The organism is Aneurinibacillus terranovensis DSM 18919 (genome assembly GCF_000430625.1).
In the GTDB taxonomy this organism is placed as follows: domain Bacteria; phylum Bacillota; class Bacilli; order Aneurinibacillales; family Aneurinibacillaceae; genus Aneurinibacillus_B; species Aneurinibacillus_B terranovensis.
The window spans coordinates 48,447-70,547 of the sequence record NZ_AUMJ01000015.1 but is presented as its reverse complement, the minus strand read 5'-3'; the positions used below and the strand labels follow the sequence as shown (position 1 = coordinate 70,547).

The following is a 22,101-nucleotide window of genomic DNA, read 5'->3' as shown; positions in this document are numbered from 1 at the left end:
GCATGTCCTTCTTCTTCCATAGAGACACATGTCATACATAATTTTAGCAAAGGCAGGTTCAGTGCACAACAAAAAAAAGCGATCGTCTAGGACAATCGCTTTTCAATTCGCAATGGATGCCGCCAATTGCTGGTGATCCGCAAGAAAATGCATAATATTCTCCTGCGCCTGCCAGAGGTACGCTTTATCAGGCTGCTTGCCATACTGGGTTACGCCGGTTACCGCGGAGGTTATATCGTTTAACTCCTTCTGCAGCAGCTGCCTGGGTGAATCCTTCAGCACAGACTGAATCTCCTGCCCTTGCTGCAGGAGTTGATGGTGGGCGGAAACAATTTTTTGAATGGCCGTCGGGTCGGTTTTCCCTGTCGTTAACCCGCTAACGGTACAGGTGGAGAGCTGGTGGATGATATCCGCTTCCGTTTGCCCCAGCGCAGGCAGCGGGCCGATTTTTTTATCTCCGCTAACCTGTAAAGTCACAGTCTGGGCTTGCAAGGCTTTTTCTTTAATATAAACATCCTGGTTCGCACTGCGAAATTGCCCGGCCAGCGCATCGGCTTCATCGTGCGTGGAGCCGACACCGAGAAACAAATAACGCTTCCCGTTCTCCTGGGAGGAAGAGACCGCCCAGCCTTTCTGTTTAAACTGCTCTGCCATTTTACCAGCGCTTTCGTCCGTAGCAAATACACCGCCCTGAATAAGATAAACCGGTATCGCCGGAAGAGTCAGCGTCATCGTTGCCCCGGTTTGTCCGCTCGATGGTTGGCCATTTGGCTGAGCCGGGGCCGATCGAGCGGAATCAGGCGGCTTTTCAGCAGCGGATGGCTGGACAGACCCCGCGGATGCATCCATAGATTTCACTGCGGGCGGCTGCGGATTTTGTGCAAATGTATGCATGACCACATACCCAAACAGGAGGCCGATAAGAATGGCCCCGCCTACAACAAACGAATGGCGAAACGTATGAGGGCCGGGCCCTTTTCTTCTAAAGCTGTGGCTCGTCCGTACAGGTTCGATATGCAAGTTTTCCTCAAAGGGGGCTTCTGATAGCCCATCTCCTGATATCGCATCTCCTGAATCGTCCTGTTTATCCTCGTAATATGAAGATGTTTCTTTATAAAATGGAGATTTTTCATGGAAAAAAGGACGTTCCTGCAAGTCTTCGGTCAAGATCGGCAGGACAGGGACAGGTGAAGTGTTTAACTTAATTTTTGGCGTTTTTCCCTGCTTCTTTGGCACCGCAGGACGAACCGCAGGGCCCACCGTGGGATGCTTTAGTTTCGCAGCCGGCGTATCTGAAGGTTTAGAGCGTATCGTATATGCGAGCGTCTTCTTCATCGTAGCTTGTCTCCCTTCAACTCTATCAATTACTAGAGTATATGAGACGAACTCTACGGATATGCAGGCGTTCACTATTTATATTCCGTAAAACTACGATCTGTTACTCTGACAATTGTTTTGGCTTTTCAGTGACCGGATATTTCATCGGATTCCACTTACCCGAAGGCGGTTCCGCCTGAACCGGCGGCAATTTATCAAGCAAACCGGCAAACTGCGGCGCATAATACGTTGTAAGCTTTACAGTCGCGGGCATGTCTTTTTCTTTCGGGATGACAAAACTGTCCTTTTGATTGGAGGTAAAGGTTAGCCCATCCACCCGCAAATATCGCGACAGGTTCTGAACCTCCGAAACAAAATGATAAATAGATTGATAGTCTCCTTTAATTGATAGGGTGATTTCGATACTGCTTACAGTCGTTCCCGGCAAATAACTCTGAAGGGCTTGAAGAGTGACCTGCTTACTGTCCTTTGTTTGGCTTGATGAGCCGGACTGGGCAAACCCTTGGTTCTGGTCGTCTTGGCTGACAAATTTCTTCGCCAACTCAGATAGCTTCTGTTCTTTCTGTTCATTAAACGTAGCATTCTCAATTTGAATGTTGCTGATCGTTTGCAGTTTCCCCAGGTCTTTGATGAGCTGGTCCGTGTAAGGCTTTACCGGAAGAAATTCGGCAATTTTAGAGAGCTGTTCCTGATAAGGTGTCAGATCGTTTTTCTTTTGTTGGCTTTCAGCCGGTTTTATCTGCATGTTCGTTTGTTGAAGTTGAAAGCTTGCTTCTGTCACTTTCTTTTGCAAGGGAGTGACATAGAAATAGTAGAAGGCCGCCAACAACGCAAACAACAGGGTTAATCCCAGCAAAACGTATTGACGCTCTTTTTCCCCCATCTATTCGCACCTTCTTCTTTCATTACTGTTTTTGCCCGTTGTTCGGCTGCTTCGAAGAGACAGCTTTCGGGTCGATCGTTGTTACGTTCACTTCATACTCGGCAACATAACGTGGGAGCAGTTTTCCTCCGAGCGTCTGCAAAATGGCGGACAGCGGCTGCCCCTTGTCATCCACCGGCCCAACCCATTTAACCGGGGCGTCTGTTACACTTTTTACCGTTGCATTCACAACATAACTGGACATCTGTAAATTATGCAGGTAAGCGGCAACGTCATCCATCTGGTCAAAAACGCCGGAAACGGTAATTTTGCCATCAAGGCCGTACTGAACTTGCATTAGCCTCCCGTCCTTCGGCAAATTGCGCGACAGTTCATCAAGCAGAAGAGTGGTCGGATAAAATAGATGCTGCAGTTTATCAGAAAGCGTGATGTAATCCTGTACATTAGCCACCTGATTCCCCTGCTGCGATTTCTGCCTGGCAGTCGCAAGCAATTTTTCCTGCTGCTGTTCCTGAAGCGCTAAGGCGGCCAGCTTCTGATTGCCGCTGTAGTACATAATACCAAGATAAGCAGCGCCTATAAGCCAGAGTGCTCCAATCAACATATAAAAAGACAGGGTTCCTGAAATTCTTTTCTTCCTCTGAGGAAGCAGGTTAATGTTAACCAATGTACTCAACCTTTCAATGATAATCCAAAAGGCACGGTATATGCCTGTACATTTGCCGTCGCCGAAAATCCGTCCACATACGAGTGGACTGGGAGGCTTATAATTTCTTGCACACTCAACCGTTCTTTCAGGAAGGGAATCATTCTGTCTATATCGGGAAAATCGCCGGTTACGTATATTTTTTGCATACGCGTGCCGTCGTTTTTCATACTGAAATGATAAAAATTAATGACCCGATCCAGTTCCCGTACGAGGTCATTGGCAAACGAATCAAACATTCCCCGATCTTCAAGAAATTGCAGCAGATCGGAGGACTGCAGGTTGCGCTCGTCCATTGTAATTTTATAATTGGTTAAATCAAGCGGGATATTGCGCATAAATTCAGGGATTTCCCGATTAAAAAACGATACATCCACCGTATGCATTCCAAGGTGGATAAACATGTGGTACTGCTCGCCTGTGTGAAGCTGAAGCATATCGAGTAATCGGTAGAGCGCGAGCGGTTCAATATCAACGGCCGCCAATTGAATATCCAGTTCGGAAAACAACCGTACGTACTGATCGATCAGGTCCCCCGGCGCCGCAATCACAAGGTATTGGTCCTGAAGTTCCGCTTCAGATGCTTCCGTGTCTTTGTTTGTATTCTCATCCTGCCCCATTTTATAAAAGTCGAAGTACGGCCGGGAAAAAGGGAGGTGAATAGTCGACTCCAGCTCAATCTCGATAAACGAGCGAACTTCTTTTGGCGGTAGCTTCGGAAGGGAAACTTTACGCATGACAACGGAAGAAGTAGGAGCCGAAATGACCGCTTTCTTGTGCTTTAGTTTCGCTTCCTTCAAACCGAGCGCAAGCTGAACCAGCACCTGATCTTCATCAATGATTTTTCCGTTCTCAATCAGCCCGCTGTCCAGCGGGATCATACCCGCCTGTTTAATCTTTAACCCTCCGGAACTGTACCGGACTTCGGCATAACGAAGGCCCTCATCCTCCAATTCCATGCCTACCCGGCCCGGGCTTTTTCTGATTGAAAAAGGATGTGATAGTTTCGGTTTCCATGTGTTTATTTTCATCGCTATTGGAACCTCTTATAAATTTAGTAGGGATTGAGATTTCTTATAATCTACCCAAAGATACGAGTGCTAGAACAAATGCTAGTTCTAGAATAAGTGCCAGTACCATTCGATGATAGCATATCCACGAAACATCGCAAGGATGCTTCCGAGGGCGATAAACGGCCCGAAAGGAACTTCGGTTTTTCTCCCCGCTCCTTTAAAAATCATTACTAGAATACCATAAAACGTCCCAAGTAACGTAGAAAGAAGAATGGTTAATAATAGAAGCGGATATCCAAGGTACAATCCGACCACGGCAAACAGCTTAATATCCCCGCCCCCCATTCCTCCCCTGGAGACAACGGCAATGAGATAAAAGAGAATAAACCCAAGAGCCATCCCGATAAGGTGAGCCACGTATGTTTCATTCGGGTGAATAAAAAACCGCAGCACAAGAAAGAGACCCCAAAACGGAAACACCACTTTATCCGGAATAAGCCGGTACGCCAGGTCGGACACGGTAACGATCACAAGAAGCGAGACAAATAAAAGCGCCATCAACGTTTCCCATGAAAAACCGTAGAGAAAATAAACACCGGTAAAAAGAATTCCGGTCACAGCCTCCATTACAGGGTAGATAGGAGAGATCGAAGCCGCGCACACCCGGCATTTGCCCCGGTTGATGAAGTAAGAGAGAAGCGGGATTAAATCCCGTGGTTTTAGCTGTGCTGCACATTTCGGACAGTGAGAGGGCGGATAAATAATAGACTCTTTTTGCGGCACCCGCAGCCCCACTACATTAAAGAATGATCCGAAAATAAGTCCGAGCAAAAAAAAGAGAAGAAGCCTCATGTCGGCTACATCATAGAGTTCGATGACAATTCCTCCCTCATATGTAAACGATAAACCATCCAAGCCACTAGGGCGTTGGATGGCCAAGTTTTTTAAGAAGTATTATTTTAATTAGCGTCAACAAAGTCACGCTTTAGATTATCGACAGGTACTGGGCTAGTGTTACCAGTTGCACCTGCCGTAGCTTCAAAGTAGTTTTTTGTTCCATCTTTAGAAAGATACACTTTATACGTATAATTCCCACTTGAATTATCAACCTCGACATAAGAAGATGCAGTCGGTGCGGTAGTTGTCACGTCAGTTGAACTATCTTTATAATAATCGCTGTTACTGTTAAAAGGATCCTTCATAGTTTCTAATTGTTTGTCGGTATATAAAACATTTAACGGAATATACGTTGTTGCGGCAGTAAACTTATCAGTATGCGAAGTAATATACAATTTCGCAGAGTTTACCATTTGAATTGCATTAGCCGCTGTCGCATCCTTTTTCGAGTTCGTAATTAGCCCCCCGATCGCTGGAATAGCAATCGCCGCAATAATCCCCAAAATAACAATCGTCGCCAACAATTCGATGAGCGTTAAGCCCCGCTGATCCTTCACAATTTTTTTCCAGTTAAACATCCGACTATCTCCCCCTCTAAGCCTATTTTTACTGGTGAATATGAGAATACATATCAAACATCGGAATCATAATGGACGACACAATGGTCCCGATGATCACCGACAGGAAAACAATCATTAGCGGCTCAATTAACGATTTGACCTTGTCCACCATGTTTTCAACTTCGGCTTCGTAGAAATCCGCAATCTTCTCCAGCATTAAATCGAGCGAACCGGTTTCTTCCCCTATCGCAATCATATGGGTGACAAGCGGTGGAAATACCCACGACTTTTTAAGCGGTTCCGACAGCCGGCGCCCGTTGCGCAAACTCTCCTTTGCCTCACTAATGGCGTTACTTATAATTTTATTATCGACCACACCTTCGACAATGGTCAACGCCTGCAATATCGGAACCGAGCTGGCAAACAGCGTGCTTAACGTCCGGTTCATACGTGCCAACGCTCCCTTTTGAATTAACTTTCCAAATATGGGCATTTTTAGTTTACCATAGTCGACGATACTGCGACCACGGGAAGTCGTGACAAAAATTCGAAATCCTGCGACAAGAATGATAAGAGAAAGCAAATAAAGATACCAGGTGTGGACGATGCTGTTGCTTAAAGATAGCGTTAAAACGGTGATTTTAGGCAACTGAGCATTTAAACCTTTAAACATTCCGACAAATGTAGGAACAATATTGGTCAATAAAAATATCGTGACAGCCACCGACAGAACGAGCATGACGATGGGGTAGGTCATCGCAGATTTAATTTTTTCTCTCGTATAATGCGACTTCTCAAAAAAGACCGCCAGCCGATCGAGAACGATTTCCATGTTCCCCGATGCCTCACCTGCGCGAACCATGTTTAAAAATAGCGGCTTGAATATTTTTGGATACTTGGCACATGCTTCAGACAGTTGGATCCCCTGACGAATATCGGCTTCGACTTCACCGAGCGTTTTGCGGAGCGCCTTGCTTTCGCTCTGCTGGGAGAGAATATGAATCGAATCGACGATCCCGATGCCCGAACGTATCAACGTCGCAAGCTGGCGTATAAACACAACGAAGTCCTGATTTTTAACGGGGCTGCCAAACGTGATCTCCTGCTGGAGCACTCCTTTTTTTACTTCTTTAATCGCAAAGACAAAAACACCCTGTTTTTTTAGTTCCGAGAGGGCAGCAGCTTTCGTGTTGGCTTCAATGCTGCCTCTCTTCTTCTTTCCGCCGCTTTCCCTTGCTTCATATGCGAAAGTTGGCATCTACTCCAGCGCCCTTTCAGCAAAATGGTGCTGAACCATCTCACGCAGCAGCAATCCCTGGTCAATCAGGCTTTTCATGGACATTTCCAGCGTATGCATACCTAAATCTTTGCCTGTCTGCATCATGCTTTTAATTTGGTGGACCTTCTCGATGCGAATCAGATTGCCAACCGCTGGTGTATTAACGAGTATCTCGGTAGCAGCAACCCGACCGCCGCCAACTTTGGGAAAGAGGCGCTGCGAGATGATCCCGACCAGCACCGAAGCGAGCTGAATGCGAATCTGCGGCTGCTGGTGCCCTGGAAATACGTCGATGATCCGGTCGATCGTTTGCGGCGCGTCGGACGTATGCAGTGTAGCAAACACAAGGTGGCCGGTTTCAGCCGCGGTAATGGCCGTGCTGATCGTCTCTAAATCACGCATTTCTCCAACGAGGATCACATCGGGATCCTGGCGCAACGAGGCGCGCAGTCCACTGGTGAAATCTTTCGTATCAAATCCTATTTCACGCTGGTTAATAATCGAAAGCTGATGTTTATGTAAATATTCAATCGGGTCTTCCAGCGTTATAATATGGCGGCGCATGGTCCGGTTAATATAATCAATCATAGCGGCAAGCGATGTAGATTTCCCGCTGCCGGTAGGCCCCGTGACAAGCAAGAGCCCCTGGGGTTTATGGCAAAATTTCCGAAGCTCATCCGGCATGCCCAGCGATTCAAGCGTCGGAATGCTTGTCGGGATGACGCGTGCCACGATGCCTATGCAGTTGCGCTGGTGATAGGCGTTGATGCGAAAGCGCGAAACACCCGGCAACCCGTATGAAAAATCGAGTTCACCCTTTTCCATAAACCTGTCATACATATGCTCCGGGATCAATTTTTTGGCCATTGCCTCTGTCTGTGCCGGGGATAACGGATCGGTATCAAGCCTTCTTAACTCCCCGTCGATCCGGAATACGGGCGCGGCTCCGACTGTAATATGCAGATCGGAAGCGCGTGTGTCATAGGCATATTTGAGTAATTTTTCAATGTCATCAACCGACATAATACACCTCCCACCTATTATCATCATAATGGCGCAAAGGAACTTTCACATAAGCATAAAGACCTAACTATTCATTTACGGCAATCCGGAAAATTTCATCCATCGTCGTGAGTCCCTGTCTCACTTTAATTAACCCGTCATCAAACAGTAAAATCATTCCATTCTTCATCGCGTACTTTTTATATTCGGAGGTCGGGTAATTCCGCGTGAGCATCTGCCGCAGCTGGTTATCCATTTTGAAAACTTCATGGACAGCCAGCCTGCCGCGATAGCCGGTGAGGCTGCAGCTTCCGCACCCTTTTCCTCTCCATAATTTATCTATCTTGATGCCTCGCTGCTCAAAAATTTCCTTTTCATGGTCACCAGGCACATATTCTTCCATGCAGTCCTTGCAAATTCGCCGGACGAGGCGCTGGGCCAGTATACCGTTAATCGATGAACCAAGTAAAAAAGGCGGGATACCCATATCGATGAGACGCGTCAAACTGCTTACCGCATCGTTTGTATGAAGAGTACTCAGCACCAAGTGCCCGGTGAGAGCCGCCCGAATTGCGATTTCCGCCGTTTCCGTATCCCGGATTTCCCCCACCATGACTATGTCGGGATCCTGCCGCAAAATCGAGCGCAAAGCAGAAGAAAACGTCATTCCGATATTGGCGTTCACCTGCACCTGATTTACGCCTTCAAGCTGATACTCAACCGGGTCTTCTACCGTGATGATATTAACGGAATCTTTATTTAAGTGCTGCAGCACCGCGTACAGAGTGGACGACTTCCCGCTCCCAGTGGGGCCGGTAGCGAGGATGATGCCGTTTGGACGGCTAATCAGCTCCTGAAACACCGCAAGATTTCGCTTCGTTAATCCCAGCTTGTCAATTTCAAGCAGCGCATTGGTAAGGTCAAGCAGCCTCATTACTATCTTTTCGCCATAAATCGTTGGCAGCGTTGAAATCCGGACATCGATTTCTCTGAAGACCACATTCATCTGGAAGCGGCCGTCCTGGGGAATCCGCCGTTCAGCGATGTTCAGATTCGCAATAATTTTAAGGCGGGCTGTAAGAATGCCTATCATATGTCTCGGCAGCACCCGTTCCGTACGCATAAGTCCGTCGATCCGATAACGGATCCGGATCCCGTCTTCCTGGGGGTCGATATGGATATCACTGGCCCGCAGGTGTACAGCCTGTTCAAACATTTGATTGACAAGCCGGACAATTGGTGAATCTTCATCCGTTATTTCCGCCTCCTCAATTTCGGCGGCGGCATTCATCCCCTCCATTAGCTCATTGACGGAATCCTGCATGCCGTACATTCTCACAATGGCCCGCTGTACCTCATCTCTGGTGGCAATGGCCGGTACAATGGTAAAGCCTGTGCTCATGCGGAGTTCATCGATCGCAAAGTAGTCCATCGGGTCAACCATAGCAACGGTTAGCCTGTCCCCTTCTTTTTTGAGCGGAACAAGCAGATACCGTTTTGCAATATCTTCAGGGACGATGCTGGCGAGCGAAGAATCCAATTTATACCGGAACAAACTAACATGCGGAATGCCGAGCTGAAATTCGAGAATTTCAATGAGCTGCTGCTCTGTAATGTATCCTGCCTGAAGCAGATGGTCTCCGAGCTTCAGCTTTGATTTTTTCTGCTCCTGCAGAGCCTGCTGCAGTTGTTCCTGCGTGATAATGCCGCTCTCGACAAGTATATCGCCCAGACGTTTACGCGCCACTGTGCTTATCCCCTTTCCACTGCTAACTAAGCCAACCATACGTTCAAATCAATTGAGATAAATCACGTTGTTCTGACTTTTCTGTTTTTTATCTTTCGTGTCTTTTTGCTGCGGCTGTTGACCGGACGAATTCCCCTGGGAGGTAGCGTCCGGTTCCGGCTGCGGAGTGGGCTCTGTCTGCTGTTGCTGCGGCCCGCTTCCCTGCTGGCTGGAATTCGCACTGTTTCCACCGGGCGGGGTTGCTCCCTCTACTTGCGGACCTACCGCAATAATATTTGGCAGCGGCTTGTAAAAATCGTCCGATAACGCTTCCTGCTTCGTGGAGCCATCCTTGTCCGTATAGGAAATCGATACTTTTACCCGTACTCCTTTTTCACCGAGCCGCACAATTTTCTCCTGACCGGCCGCCAGCGTTTCGTCAGGGCGTGCAATCGTATCGGGAGAAAAAGTTTGCAGTTGCTTTGCCGTAATCTGTACGTTTGTTTTTTGGTCCTTTCCCCCAAAGATGGAGATATGAAGACGGTCACTTTTTGCTTCGGCATAAATATAGATCGGCGTTTTTCCATTGTTGAGAAAGCGTAAATCCATGTCTTTCCCATTGACGAACGCATCATATCCCGCAGGTAAATAATCGACCGGCCGCGCATTATTATGACGTTCCAAAATGGGCAAATGAGTCTTAACAGCTGCTATGTATAAGGTGGAGGCAACCTGTGACGCTCCCCCGGCAACCCCGTCCTGTATGTCTTCATCGCTTAAAATAGCCACCGGTGTATATCCGTTTGTGTCGGAGAAAGGGGCTATTTTCTTAGTAAACGAAAATGTTTCCTGTGGATTGACAACCACACCGTTTAACAGTTCAGCAGCCCTCTGCACATTAAACAGCCGATTTGGAACAGAAGACTTAATCGTTGTTTCTTCTTCTGAAAGCAGCGTGTTAATCGGCTGCAGCATCGCTCTTGTAACAGTTGGCGTATCTGTCGTGACAACGAGCGGCACTTTTAACTGGCGTTGAAATACTTGCAGTTCCTGCTGAACCATCGCCAGAGTGTTTTGCACATCAACCTTATATCCTTCCTGTTCGGGAATGACGGTAATTTTATTTTCCTCTACTTTTTCCCTGGCCGGTACGGCAGGCCGGTTCACATTTTTTCCTATCTGGTTGATGATGGCCGACAAAGACTCCCGGTTGTACGAAACTTTCAACGGAATGTTCAGTGATGGAGCTGTCCCGCTCCACTTCTTCCATATGGCTGTAATTCCCGAGCTTTCTTCTGAAACATTCTTCGCTTCCTGAATCGTACCTGCAATATCGTAGGCTAATTGAATGTCCTTTTTATTAACCGGGTATGACTTCCCGTCCATTGTAATTTCAAGTGTGGCCGCATTGATTTTGGATACCAATTGCCGGACCCTGGTCTCTGCTTCTTCCGGTAGAAGTCCGCCAACTTCCACTCCTGCAATGGTGATGCCGTTATATAACGGTGATTCTTTCCCCTGCTGCTTCCATTCGCCGGATAACTGTAAACTGATTCCGTTAAAAATAACTAACTGAAAAAGAAGCAATAAGAAAACGAGCATGAATTCTCTCGCATAGTTTCTTTGAAGCATGATTTCTCCACCCCCTCCATTACCTTTATTTTTTCTTTCCTGTTTGATAGGGATAAACGTTCCTACCGAATAGATTAAGATTCATCGAGGGATGAAGGATTTTGTATCATCCACTCCAGCAATCGGGCAGACGCCTGTTTGCGAATCGCTTCTGTTACAAGCGGCCAGGGTTGATAGGGATTCCCTTTTTCTCTGAGCAGTAAAGTAAGGATTTTAAGAAATTGGATATGTTTTTTAACTTCTATTTTTAACCTACTCGTTCTTGTTATGCTGGCATTTTCGGTTTTCAGCCACTCTAACAGGCGCTGCAATTCCGTAATAGCCCGGTTGTACATCCCCATGTTTTTTAATGACCATACATAATCGCCGCTCAGCATGACTCTCACAGAAAAAGGTACTGGATGAGCAAGCGCGCGCTTTAACCAAAATATCGCGCCTTCATAATCACGATGGTTGATTGCCTCCAGCGACGAAACATATACAGCAGGAAGCTGGCTTCTATCTTTTTCGGTCAATAGCTCTATATTCATGGGAGAGTCATGGGCGTACTCTAACTGGGCGTCTATTAATTTCTCATTTTCCACAGGCTCGCCGTCAAAATGAATGAAGGGCTCTTGTTCCCCTTGTTCTTGTTCCTTTTGTTCATCATCTTCTGCAACGTCAATATCCAAAGCAGGCAAGTCAGGTGCGAATTCAAATGTCGGTTGAGTATCTGCCGCTATATTCGTTTCATTTTTGATTTCGTTATCCATTACATAGACGGGTTCGTTATCTATGGAATTTTCCAAAACAAAATTGATTGCAACATCTTTTTTATCAGACGCCAGATGGTTTTCCTCCTGCTGCACAGGAGAGGAGGATGGCTCATCTATCGCTATTTCGGGTTCTGGTTGAAACTGAAAAAGCTCCCCGCCCGGCTCAAGATAAAAATCATGCGTATCCAGAATCAGATTTCTCTGATTGGCTTCTTCGCTACTTGTACTTTCCGGCATGCTTACTTTTTGAAAATCAATTCCTTCCTCTTCCATGACTTCTTCCAGGCGAAGAAGATACTCATTATTACCTGATACAGGCTCATCCCATTGAACTTCTGCCCCGTTATCTTCGTCTAAAGGCGGAATATCCGACAATGGAAATTTGTCGAAGTCATTCATTTCTTCAACAGGTAAAAGACCTGCCGTTTCTGAATGCTCTGCTGGTTCCTCACCCTCAAACCGGAGAGTTTCTCCAACAGCAGGTTCAACTACAGCGACGGGCCGCTCTGTTTCAAAATCACGTATATCACCTGTGTCTTCTTTGAATACATCCTCTAAACGAAGTAGGTACTCATCGTCTCCGTTCTCACCATTATCAGTTTGGCCAAAATCCTTTTCCTGCCCGGAGCTGATCTCGTCAGGCTCGCCTGCCGCCTCTTCTCTGACAGGCATAGAATTAGGATAGATTAGGTCAGCATTTTGTGCCGCATGACGGGGAGAAGCCATTGAAACATCCGTGTCCGGTGTGATCTCCATGGTATGTACAGGTTTCTCTCTCATTTGCAACCCGATAAAGAGCACACTAAATAAAACAGAAGCAACCCCAAAAATAACGATGGTGAGCAATCCGCCTAAAAAGTTTGCTAGAAATGGAGCCAGAGAACCTAGTAAAATAGATCCAGGAAACAGAATAAGCAGTGCTCTGTTATTCTGTAATTTTTGCCGTAAAAAAATAAATAGCAAGGCCGTTAATAATAGATAAATGGTAAAATAACCGGATGTGCCCGATACGATCATAGGATCACCTGTATAATTAATTTTCTAAGCACTTATCATATCATACTTATGAATTATCTTTTATGAACATTTGTTGTAATTCTACATGTTTTTACAATTTCCTTTTCTAAAATTGCCAAACAATCATACCACTTCATGGTAAAATAGATGCAGTTGATCGGAGGGGTAGAAATGAGGGGGTTCCCTGACGAAAAAGGGTTTACATTAATAGAGGTTTTGCTATCTATTGTCATTTTTTCTATTTCTCTTTTACTATTCAGCACTTTTTTTATCAATAACATTAATCAATCAAGCAAACAGGATGCGCAGTTGATTGCCATGAATCTGGCGCGGCAGACTGCGGAGCAGTGGAAAAACGGGGATGGAAATGTGACGAATCCAACAGAAACAGATGGAAGTGCGATTCATGTGACCGGCGTTGATTTAAGCCAGCCTTTTACTTATGATGTGTTAAATGCGCTCATCAGCAGTGGAACCGGCAGCGGAGACAGCCAGGTGAAAACACTTGCTTTACCGATCGGGCAGCCAATTAACGGGCGGATTTACAGGCAAAGTGTCACCCTGCGCGCTCTTTCAGTTTCCGATCCAGATGGCGGCAGTCCCAAGAAAGCCATGGTGTTAATTACCGTTACCGTAACAGACGAAAATAACCAGGAGCTCGCAACCTTGACGACTGCCATGGCTAATCCGGCGAGAGGATGAAGTTCCAATGAAAAATAAAGCAGCGTATCTGCGTTCTTTTCTCCCAAATCAGTACGGTGTAACCTTGATAGAATTGCTTATTGCAACGGTTATTTTTCTAACCATTGTCCTTCCTCTTTCTACCGTCTATATACAGGGAATGAATGAATACAAAAAGACGAAAATACAAACCCAGCTTCGCAATGAAGCGGATTTTTTACTATCCGGCATCATGAAGCAGGTGCAGGAGTCGTCCTATTTCGAACTTGCCGATGATAGCATGTTAAGCGATCAGGGATTGGTTACAGCGGATGATAAGGAAACCCTGCTTACGATATTTTCACAAACAAATTTGTTAACACGAAATTCACCCACGGCGCCATCCGGGACGCCGGCCGACACCGATTACCACCAGGGAATCATCTCGTATAAACAGACGGTTGCGTATGACAGCTCCAGCGGCCAGCCTTCCTCTACGTTAAACAGAAAAATCTATACGTTCAATCGGGGGGGCTCCACCGATTTATTTCAGGGATTTGATTACGATAACGCCGCCTATATCGCGAAGGGATTGTTTCGCGTGTCGGATGACAACAAGAAACTATATATCTATCTCGTCATCGCGCCGCATTATGATCCGGGCTCTGCCTCTTCAAACAACCAGCCGATGTTTATTAAAGGAATACAGGCCAGCTATAAAAACCTTGCGGAGATTAAAGCGGCTATTGACGCTTCCCACCATGATTTTATTCATGTAGTAAAAACAGAAATATCGATTAACAACCTGGGAAAGGGGTGAGGGAATGATTCTTCGCAACGAAAGAGGAGCCGCCCTCATAACGGTTTTTATTATTCTTATATTATTTATGGTGCTTGGACTCTCAATAATGGGCTTCACTAATCAGTCAACCAATGTAAGGGTATTTGAAAACGATCAGGTTCAGGGGAAAATGCTGGCGGATATGGGCTTGGAGTATTTTAAGAAATATTTGGAAAAAAATCTGGTATTCTCTGATCTTCAATCCGCGATAGAAAGCACAGACGATTCGGCTCTTTTGGCTAAATTAAATCCAATTGCTGCAAAAATGGCTGACACCGGACACCCGACTTATCGGCAAACCGTATTACCGGACAACAAAGGGGCATTTGCTATCGGATATATTTCTCACCCCTTTTATTCGTACAAAGACGGAAGCAACGGGCCGAGCCAGCCGTATATCCACCGGTTGGATGTCTCCATCATTGGCATCCCGCCGCGGGCAATCGGTAATTCTTCTCTCACACAAAAACAGGTTGAACTGGACGCAACCGTCTATATCAATACGATACCGGCCCCCTTTCATTATGCGCTCAGCACGCCGGGTGAATTACGCCTGTTTGGGGGAAGCAACATTATAGGCAACGTTATCGCCTCCAATGTTGTAACAACCACGCAGTATCGCTACCGAACTATACCTAGTGATTCAACCTCAACAGCCCAATGGAAAACAGGCCCTGACAGCAGCGATAGTGGTGCGATTGCTGCTATAAATAAACCTTATATTGAAGGCAATGTATTTTTGACATCCGGGAATCTGTATCAGTTAACGGCGTGGCCAACCGACCCAACCACCGGCCAGGTTGCTGCGCCGACCGCGGACACGATTAGTTTAAATTCATCGTATGTCAGTTCACTTGGAACTTCGCGCAGCGAACTCGATACGAATAAAGTATTCACACCGAAAGAATTACAGGGCACAGACCAACAGACAGAGACAAACCTGTCTTATCCGGCCGGTGAACCTTACTATCCCGGGTACGAGCCTCCGATTGTACAGAAACAAACGAATGCAGTTGAATCATTGTTTCAAAGCCAAACGATCGGTGCATTTATTGAACAAAAAATGGCAGATGCAGGATCGGAAACACCGGGTTTTACTGTGGGAAGTGGTGACCCGGCAACAGATACAGGACCGCAATCTATGCAGTTCGAATATCCCGACCCTTATACGAGTCCAGGAGAGGAAACAGACAGAGAGTTTATAACACCTACTACTATTCCTCCGGGCAAGCTGGTAATCCGGTCAACCTATACGCAGAATATTGATAGTGCCCCGGTTACTGTCAGGCTGACAGGTGACCATTTTTCCGGCTTGAATGAGCTTTATATAGGCCCGTCGGTTAGCGCAAACCCAGATACAAAGGCATACGTAGAGATGGGAAAGCTCAGTTCATTTTTAAATTTTCTTCCTCCTGGGAATACCGATGATCCGTTTACTTTTAACGGAACTATATATATTAAAGGAAACCTGGACATTGTTGGGGATATTAAGGTGAATGGAACCATTTATGTGGATGGCGATGTTTTAATTCGTGAAATAAGTAATCTTGCAAATAAAAATCTCGTGATTATCGCTTCCGGTAAAATTAGCCTGACCGACCGTTACGCTGATAAAACATTTAGCGAATGGTCATCTCTCAGCCCAAGTCCGGTACTTTTTGCATTTCTATATTCCGACCAGGGAATTGAGGTGTACTCTATACAATCACGAAATTGGATTAACGGTGGAATTGCCTCAAGTTCTTATATAGAATTAAACACAAGACGGGAACTTGGAACCGATACACAGAAAGGCAATCCATCCCGTATGACCGTTCAATTTAACCGGAAAATTTTCGATGAATCTACCCCAGGGTTGCCGGCTGGAGATGAATTTTTCTTTGATACATATGATGTCAAATACAAGACACCTCCGGCAAACCTTACGATTGTTCCTTAACAGTAAACTTTTAAAAAAACAATAGATCATTAAATAAGGCTTAACGTATTTTCACCGTACGTTAAGCCTTATTTTTTACTGCAGATTATCCTTTGCTTTCACTTTGATAGGTCCTAAATCCTTAGATCCGGTAATTGAAATGGGGGTAGGATCTCCATTGAATTTTACAGAAATCGTTAAGTTGATTTTCACTTTGTATTGCTCACTATACCCGCTGGCTGTTTTAATATAACGAACGGTTTTATAAATCTCAGTAGGTTTATCCTTATCTTTCTGGGTGCCCATGGGTAGAGAAACATGAAGTGTTTTTCCATTCGATGTATTCGTTATATCATAACTCGCAGATATTATAGTGACCGAATCAACGTTTGGACGAAGAGCTAAAATATTATATCCTACTTCTAATCTGGCCGCCCTATTCTCATTTGACAACTGATCGTCGGGAGTAGAGAAGAGGAAGTTTACGAGATTGGTGAAGATATCCTTTCCATCTCCACGGATAACAGCGGTCTGAGTAGACTCATCTCCTCCAGGGTTTACCGCTGTAACGGTAAAGGTCGTATCTAACAAATTTCCATTCCCGTCAGTGTTCAGCTGAACGACAATATTTTTCTTATCAAATGTACCTGTATAGGTTGCCGGTGCTCCATCAGGCAATACCTTTGTCGTCCATTGTGTGCTTCCCGTAATGGTGCTGGTGTCCGGCACAATTGTAACGATTGCATAATTTCCTACAATATTCCCTAATTCGAGATTGAATTTTGGAACTTGTTTAACCGTTACCGTACATGTCGCAGTTAAATTTCCGTCGTTTGTTGTTACGGTTATGATGGCCGTACCACCTGATATACCTTTAACGATCCCATTACTATCTACAGTGGCTACGGATGGATTGCTTGATGTCCATGTAACACTGGGATCTGTTGCATTGGCTGGTGTTACCGTTGCCGTCAACTGTTCGCTGTTCCCCGCGTTAATTGTCGTTGATGTTTTATTCAGAGTCACACCTGTTACATGTATAACCGGACTGACTACTGTAACCGTACAGCTTGCCGTTTTGTTTCCATCATTCGTAGTCACCGTAATGGTTGCAGTTCCCGGAGCGACCGCTGTTACATTTCCACTGCTGTCCACAGTGGCGATAGATAGATTGTCTGATTTCCATGTTACACTGGAATCTGTCGCATTTGCCGGAGATACCGTTGCCGTTAATTGCTCGCTGTTCCCTACAGTGATGGTAGTCGATGTTTTATTCAGACTCACACCTGTCACAGGAATACTGACAACATTAATAGTTACCGGATTGGTTATCGTCTTGGTGACATTCGTTCCATCATAATTCGTATACGTGAGTACCATGTCGCGGAAAACGTAGGTACCTGCAGACGAAAACTGGAGAGGTAGTGATTTGGTCAAATTCAACCCATCCAGAATCGGTCCATTTGTATCGAACGGTACATCAGGCATACTTACTACCGCATAGCCCTGATCATCGATGTACGCCGTAGAATCTTGAGGCAAAGATACATTTTGCGGTAATTTTATTTTTACTTTCACATTCCCAATTTGATGTTGATTGATTTGTTGGGTTATGTTGCTGAAAACATCGTCTAAATTATCAACGGTGCCGTTTTCCGCGCTGCCTCCTGTTTTGGAAGACAATTGTTGAAGATAGGACATGTCTACAGCATCATTTTCCTGACTATTTGGGTCTCCCAGTCCAACAGAGTAGATTTTAATATTGTTTGCCGACAGATTACCTGCTAAGTTAAGGGCTTGTGTTCGAATCGTATTATTTAAAGTTTGGTAATCATAATAATTCCATCCTAGTCGAGAGGCCCCAAAAAACCAGAGTAAATAATTTCTCCCATCATTTGAATATAGAGTACTACGGCCATCAGATGAGAGGGCATAATATACCCCATTTGATTTCATAACAGTGGGTTCACCATCTGTTAGAAAAACAATATATTTTTTCCTATCCGGAGTCGATTGGGAACTAAAAATATTCTGCGCCTGGCTTAATGCCGCGTAGTAATTAGTCCCACCACCTGCTTGTAAACCATTTGCTTTTTGCATGATTACATTTTGAAAAGCGTCATTATCGTTCGTTGTAAGAGCAGATACTCCGGAACTTGATATATCGTAACTAAAAGGAACCAGTGCAATTCTATCCCCACAATTAACAGAACCGGAATTTACACCTTTTAGGATGTTGATAGCCTGTTGAAGCGCACCCTTTGCAAGCTGTAGTTTAGTCTGCTTACTAGAGCCAACTTTGTTGTTCATCGAACCGGACGTATCCAATACAAACACTACATCCACAGGAGGCCGGGTTGTATTCGGTGCTTTTCCTTTCGCTGTCAATGAGATATTCAGGCTTCCCTGGGCAGGTGAATTGGCGGGCTTTGTTATTGGAGACTGGCCCGTCACAGCCGCGTCTAAAGAAGGTCCCTGGGTTACCGTCACCACACATGTTGAGACCGGTGTATTTTTCCCGTTATCATGCTTTACGGTAATGGTGGCCGTTCCTTCTTTTAGTGCCTGAACGGTTACTGTCAGACCTTTCACGTTATTGCCGTTTCCGCCTTGAAGTGAGATAACATCCTGATTATCCCAGTTCCACGTCGGATTCCCGTTCGTATCACCGGCACTGATTGTTACCGTTTGACCCACAGTCATATTCAAGGACGCCGGAATCGTTATCGTCTTATCATTATCTGCCTTAGCCTGCGGGATAAACATATTAAAAAATACAAGACCAAAAAGAAGAAGAAGCGACATCCCTACGGATAAAATTTTTTTCAAGGCTACCCCCCCATACGCCACTTTTTTCCTATTTAACCATCCTACTTTTATAATACTTCATTTCTTCTATATATTAAATGAACTTTTAATAATTCCTTGCTCACAATTGCAAATTCTGTCATACAATGAACACAATTTATGAACAAAAACTCCCCTCTTTTTCACTATAAGGAGGGGAGTTACATATATAAAAACCTATACTTTTTTTCATTTATATTTTTTTCTTTATCATTTTTTTTCTATAATTTTTTCTATAGCTTCTTGTGCTGAATTGTTATGCCGAATTGCTTCTCCCGAATTCTTCTATAATTTCTCCACTAATCTTTCAGCTACTTTCCATATGTCCCCTGCGCCCATTGTCATAACCAGATCACCCGGCTTGGCAGCAGACTGGAGGTATGCGAGCACATCTTCTTTGCAAGAAAGATACCTGGCGTTCTGGTTGCTGTTCTGTTTAATCAGATCTACCAGCTTCTCGGCGCTGACGCCTTCAATTTCAGGGTCGTTTGCCGGAGAATAGATATCTACGATAATCACTTCGTCCGCTTCTTTAAACGCCCGGCTAAATTCATCAAACAGGAAGAAAGTCCTGGTGTAGCGCTGCGGCTGGAAAACACAGATAATGCGTCGATTGGTAGAACGGGCCGCTTCAAGCGTTGCCTCAATCTCCGTCGGGTGGTGCGCGTAGTCATCTACTACAAGTATGTTATTCACTTCATCAATCACCTGGAAGCGGCGCTTGGCCCCTCTGAATTCTATGATCGCCTTGACAATTGCTTCAAACGATAAGCCTGCCTCCATGCAGACCGCTGTTGTGGCAAGCGCATTGTATACGTTGTGGATGCCGGGTACGGAGAGTGTAAGCGCGCCAAGCGAATTTCCTTTGTACAGCACGTCAAAGGCAATGGTCCGGTCGCCAGGCCTTATATTCACCGCTGTATAATCGGCTTCCCGTTTAATGCCGTACGTAATGGTGGAAACTTGCTTGCTTACCTGCGGCAGCATCTCACGCACATACCCGTCATCCGAACAAACAACGGCCGCACCGCCCGGTTTAACCTGGGACAGAAACTGACGGTATGCTTTTTTGAGATTCTCAAAATTACCGTCGTAGTTTTCCAGGTGATCGGGTTCAATGTTCGTCACAACCGCAATCTGCGGGTAATATTCGAGGAACGTCCCGTCGCTTTCATCCGCTTCCGCGACGACATAGTCGCCTTTTCCCGCACGCGCATTGCTGCCTACCCCTATAATTTCACCGCCGATAATATAGGTCGGATCCGCACCCGACTTTTCCATAACGAGCGCAATCATGGAGGAGGTGGTTGTTTTTCCGTGCGCTCCCGCCACCGCAATGCCATGTTTCTCATTGAGCAGGCGCCCAAGCATTTGCGAGCGGTGAATAAGCGGAATCGATTGCTCCTTCGCAGCTGCAAGCTCCACATTATTCTTTGGAATGTCCGTCGAATAGACAACGAGATCCGCACCTGCTATATTGCGGGCATGATGACCGATGAACACATGAGCGCCTTTTTTACTTAGCTTTTCCGTTAGTTCTTTCCGTGCAACGTCAGAACCGCTAACCTTATAGCCCATGTCAACCATGACACGGGCAATGGCGCTCATGCCATACCCCCCAATGCCAATAAAATGAACATGCTGTATATTATCGTCAAGTTGTTTTGGTATGGATGTGTTCATCTTAATCACCAGCTTTCCTATACTTTTCTTTCCACTCTTTTCTCACATCTGAAATAAAATAAAGGGAACCAGCGACGACAATAATGTCGTCGGATTCGGCCGTATGTATGGTGTCATGCAACGCTTCCCGCCAGTCCATGTAAGAATGAACCCGATTTTCTCCAATCACAGCCCCGAATACGGAAACAAGCTTATCAGGGGACTGGGAACGTGGATTATCGACCTTTGTTACACGGACCTGTTTACAAACAGGGGCAATTATTTCAATCATTTCTTGATACGGTTTATCCGCCAGCACGGCAAACACCAGAGAAATCCTTTTGCCCGGATAAAATTCTTCCACCGTTTGTCGGAGGGCTTTGATTCCATCTGCGTTATGCGCTCCATCGAGAACGACAATCGGTGCTTCGCTTATTTTTTCAAAACGCCCCGGCCACACGGTTGCCAGCAATCCCGCCCGTATATGCTTTTCTTCCGTGTAAAGGGCGAAATATTTGCCCAGCACCTGAAGGGTCATCAGAGCAATTCCGGCATTTTCAACCTGGTGCTTCCCGGCCATCGGTGTTTCGCAAGCTTCAAGCGCACCGAAAATGCTTTTGAAGTCAAACATTTCCCCGTGCATTCCTGGTCTCTTTTCTCTGCGGTTGACCTCATATTCCACATCCGGGCGGTAGACGGTCGCGTTTTTTTGCCGGGCAACCTCAAGAATCACATGCAAAGCCTCTTCCTTACGCTCCCCGGTAATGAGCGGGACACCACTTTTGATAATGCCCGCCTTTTCCCGGGCAATAGAGGGAATGTCATGCCCCAGTATATTCATATGATCCAGCCCAATATTTGTGATAACTGTTGCGATTGGATGCACAATATTGGTCGAGTCTAACCTGCCGCCCAGCCCGGTTTCCCAAACAACAATATCGGGGTATACGATAGTGGCAAAGTACAAGATGGCAAGGGCCGTGACAACTTCGAACTCGGTTGGTTCTCCAATTTCCATGTCCGCCATTTCTTCGACGATCGGACGGATTTTCTCCTGTAAAAGAAAGAGGTTTTCGTCGGAAATGGGCTCGCCATTATTCTGTATGCGTGAATGGAACGATTCAATATAAGGGGACGTAAAAAGCCCGACATCGTGCCCTGCCTCCCGGAGAATAGCTGCGAGATAAGCGGAAGTCGAGCCCTTTCCATTCGTCCCCGCTATATGAATAAATTTTAAGCGGCGATGCGGATGGTTAAGCCGCTCCATCATATATTCCATTCGTTCGAGGCCGGGCCGGATCGAAAACTTATCCAGACCGCCAAGCCATGTTTGTATTTTTTCAATGTTTTGTTCCGGATTCACCG

17 protein-coding genes are annotated in these 22,101 nt (G+C 45.7%); 3 read left to right on the top strand and 14 right to left on the bottom strand.

The genetic code is table 11. The features are described 5' to 3' along the window. Positions 1–102 precede the first annotated feature (102 nt). The 11 genes from H525_RS0102510 to H525_RS0102460 all read right to left on the bottom strand — a co-directional run bounded on the left by H525_RS0102510 (position 103) and on the right by H525_RS0102460 (position 12,808). Complete coding sequence (locus H525_RS0102510) at positions 103–1,335, bottom strand: SPOR domain-containing protein (RefSeq protein ID WP_027414888.1); 1,233 nt, start codon at positions 1,333–1,335, stop codon at positions 103–105. A gap of 103 nt (positions 1,336–1,438) precedes the next feature. Further along, the gene (gene pilO, locus H525_RS0102505; RefSeq protein ID WP_027414887.1) at positions 1,439–2,221 is read right to left on the bottom strand and encodes a type 4a pilus biogenesis protein PilO; all 783 of its coding nucleotides are present in this window, start codon (positions 2,219–2,221) and stop codon (positions 1,439–1,441) included. Between the two features lie 22 nt (positions 2,222–2,243). Then, a complete protein-coding gene (locus H525_RS0102500) occupies positions 2,244–2,825 on the bottom strand; it encodes a PilN domain-containing protein (RefSeq protein ID WP_155837085.1) in 582 nt (193 codons plus the stop codon). A gap of 68 nt (positions 2,826–2,893) precedes the next feature. Continuing rightward, a complete protein-coding gene (gene pilM, locus H525_RS0102495) occupies positions 2,894–3,958 on the bottom strand; it encodes a type IV pilus biogenesis protein PilM (RefSeq protein ID WP_051330747.1) in 1,065 nt (354 codons plus the stop codon). A gap of 87 nt (positions 3,959–4,045) precedes the next feature. Continuing rightward, complete coding sequence (locus tag H525_RS0102490) at positions 4,046–4,855, bottom strand: prepilin peptidase (RefSeq protein ID WP_342664263.1); 810 nt, start codon at positions 4,853–4,855, stop codon at positions 4,046–4,048. A gap of 44 nt (positions 4,856–4,899) precedes the next feature. Beyond that, positions 4,900–5,415: a prepilin-type N-terminal cleavage/methylation domain-containing protein gene (locus H525_RS25970; protein WP_081413188.1), complete on the bottom strand. Its 516-nt coding sequence runs from the start codon at positions 5,413–5,415 to the stop codon at positions 4,900–4,902. 28 nt (positions 5,416–5,443) lie between these two features. Beyond that, positions 5,444–6,655, bottom strand: coding sequence for a type II secretion system F family protein (locus H525_RS0102480; RefSeq protein WP_027414883.1), 1,212 nt, complete (start codon positions 6,653–6,655; stop codon positions 5,444–5,446). Further along, complete coding sequence (locus H525_RS0102475; protein WP_027414882.1) at positions 6,656–7,699, bottom strand: type IV pilus twitching motility protein PilT; 1,044 nt, start codon at positions 7,697–7,699, stop codon at positions 6,656–6,658. 67 nt (positions 7,700–7,766) lie between these two features. Further along, entirely contained in the window at positions 7,767–9,464 is a 1,698-nt protein-coding gene (locus H525_RS0102470; RefSeq protein WP_051330746.1) for a GspE/PulE family protein, read from the bottom strand. A gap of 9 nt (positions 9,465–9,473) precedes the next feature. Continuing rightward, positions 9,474–11,036, bottom strand: coding sequence for a VanW family protein (locus tag H525_RS0102465; RefSeq protein ID WP_027414880.1), 1,563 nt, complete (start codon positions 11,034–11,036; stop codon positions 9,474–9,476). Positions 11,037–11,110: 74 nt separating this feature from the next. Beyond that, positions 11,111–12,808, bottom strand: coding sequence for a hypothetical protein (locus H525_RS0102460; protein WP_027414879.1), 1,698 nt, complete (start codon positions 12,806–12,808; stop codon positions 11,111–11,113). A 171-nt stretch (positions 12,809–12,979) separates the two neighbouring features. Between H525_RS0102460 and H525_RS0102455 the strand changes: the two genes are divergently transcribed. The 3 genes from H525_RS0102455 to H525_RS0102445 are packed head-to-tail and all read left to right on the top strand — an operon-like array spanning position 12,980 to position 16,248. After that, positions 12,980–13,510: a type II secretion system protein gene (locus H525_RS0102455; protein WP_027414878.1), complete on the top strand. Its 531-nt coding sequence runs from the start codon at positions 12,980–12,982 to the stop codon at positions 13,508–13,510. 7 nt (positions 13,511–13,517) lie between these two features. After that, positions 13,518–14,288: a PilW family protein gene (locus tag H525_RS0102450; RefSeq protein WP_027414877.1), complete on the top strand. Its 771-nt coding sequence runs from the start codon at positions 13,518–13,520 to the stop codon at positions 14,286–14,288. A gap of 4 nt (positions 14,289–14,292) precedes the next feature. After that, positions 14,293–16,248 (top strand): hypothetical protein, encoded by a 1,956-nt coding sequence (locus H525_RS0102445; protein WP_027414876.1) that lies wholly within the window; start codon positions 14,293–14,295, stop codon positions 16,246–16,248. Between the two features lie 75 nt (positions 16,249–16,323). On the opposite strand, the gene H525_RS25295 is transcribed toward H525_RS0102445, so the two are convergent. The 3 genes from H525_RS25295 to H525_RS0102430 all read right to left on the bottom strand — a co-directional run bounded on the left by H525_RS25295 (position 16,324) and on the right by H525_RS0102430 (position 22,099). Continuing rightward, the gene (locus H525_RS25295) at positions 16,324–19,056 is read right to left on the bottom strand and encodes an Ig-like domain-containing protein (RefSeq protein ID WP_051330745.1); all 2,733 of its coding nucleotides are present in this window, start codon (positions 19,054–19,056) and stop codon (positions 16,324–16,326) included. Between the two features lie 303 nt (positions 19,057–19,359). Then, on the bottom strand, positions 19,360–20,757 hold the full coding sequence (murC, locus tag H525_RS0102435) for a UDP-N-acetylmuramate--L-alanine ligase (RefSeq protein ID WP_027414875.1): 1,398 nt from the start codon (positions 20,755–20,757) through the stop codon (positions 19,360–19,362). A 1-nt stretch (position 20,758) separates the two neighbouring features. Next, positions 20,759–22,099 carry a bifunctional folylpolyglutamate synthase/dihydrofolate synthase gene (locus tag H525_RS0102430; protein ID WP_162142462.1) on the bottom strand — a complete coding sequence of 447 codons (1,341 nt, stop codon included), beginning with the start codon at positions 22,097–22,099 and terminating at the stop codon, positions 20,759–20,761. Positions 22,100–22,101 lie beyond the last annotated feature (2 nt).

Bases quoted from the DNA above. Each gene is read 5' to 3' on its own strand.
- H525_RS0102510 (WP_027414888.1), bottom strand. From the start codon at position 1,335: ATGAAGAAGACGCTCGCATATACGATACGCTCTAAACCTTCAGATACG.
- pilO (WP_027414887.1), bottom strand. From the start codon at position 2,221: ATGGGGGAAAAAGAGCGTCAATACGTTTTGCTGGGATTAACCCTGTTG.
- H525_RS0102500 (WP_155837085.1), bottom strand. From the start codon at position 2,825: ATGTTGATTGGAGCACTCTGGCTTATAGGCGCTGCTTATCTTGGTATT.
- pilM (WP_051330747.1), bottom strand. From the start codon at position 3,958: ATGAAAATAAACACATGGAAACCGAAACTATCACATCCTTTTTCAATC.
- H525_RS25970 (WP_081413188.1), bottom strand. From the start codon at position 5,415: ATGTTTAACTGGAAAAAAATTGTGAAGGATCAGCGGGGCTTAACGCTC.
- H525_RS0102480 (WP_027414883.1), bottom strand. From the start codon at position 6,655: ATGCCAACTTTCGCATATGAAGCAAGGGAAAGCGGCGGAAAGAAGAAG.
- H525_RS0102475 (WP_027414882.1), bottom strand. From the start codon at position 7,699: ATGTCGGTTGATGACATTGAAAAATTACTCAAATATGCCTATGACACA.
- H525_RS0102470 (WP_051330746.1), bottom strand. From the start codon at position 9,464: ATGGTTGGCTTAGTTAGCAGTGGAAAGGGGATAAGCACAGTGGCGCGT.
- H525_RS0102465 (WP_027414880.1), bottom strand. From the start codon at position 11,036: ATGCTTCAAAGAAACTATGCGAGAGAATTCATGCTCGTTTTCTTATTG.
- H525_RS0102460 (WP_027414879.1), bottom strand. From the start codon at position 12,808: ATGATCGTATCGGGCACATCCGGTTATTTTACCATTTATCTATTATTA.
- H525_RS0102455 (WP_027414878.1), top strand. From the start codon at position 12,980: ATGAGGGGGTTCCCTGACGAAAAAGGGTTTACATTAATAGAGGTTTTG.
- H525_RS0102450 (WP_027414877.1), top strand. From the start codon at position 13,518: ATGAAAAATAAAGCAGCGTATCTGCGTTCTTTTCTCCCAAATCAGTAC.
- H525_RS0102445 (WP_027414876.1), top strand. From the start codon at position 14,293: ATGATTCTTCGCAACGAAAGAGGAGCCGCCCTCATAACGGTTTTTATT.
- murC (WP_027414875.1), bottom strand. From the start codon at position 20,757: ATGAACACATCCATACCAAAACAACTTGACGATAATATACAGCATGTT.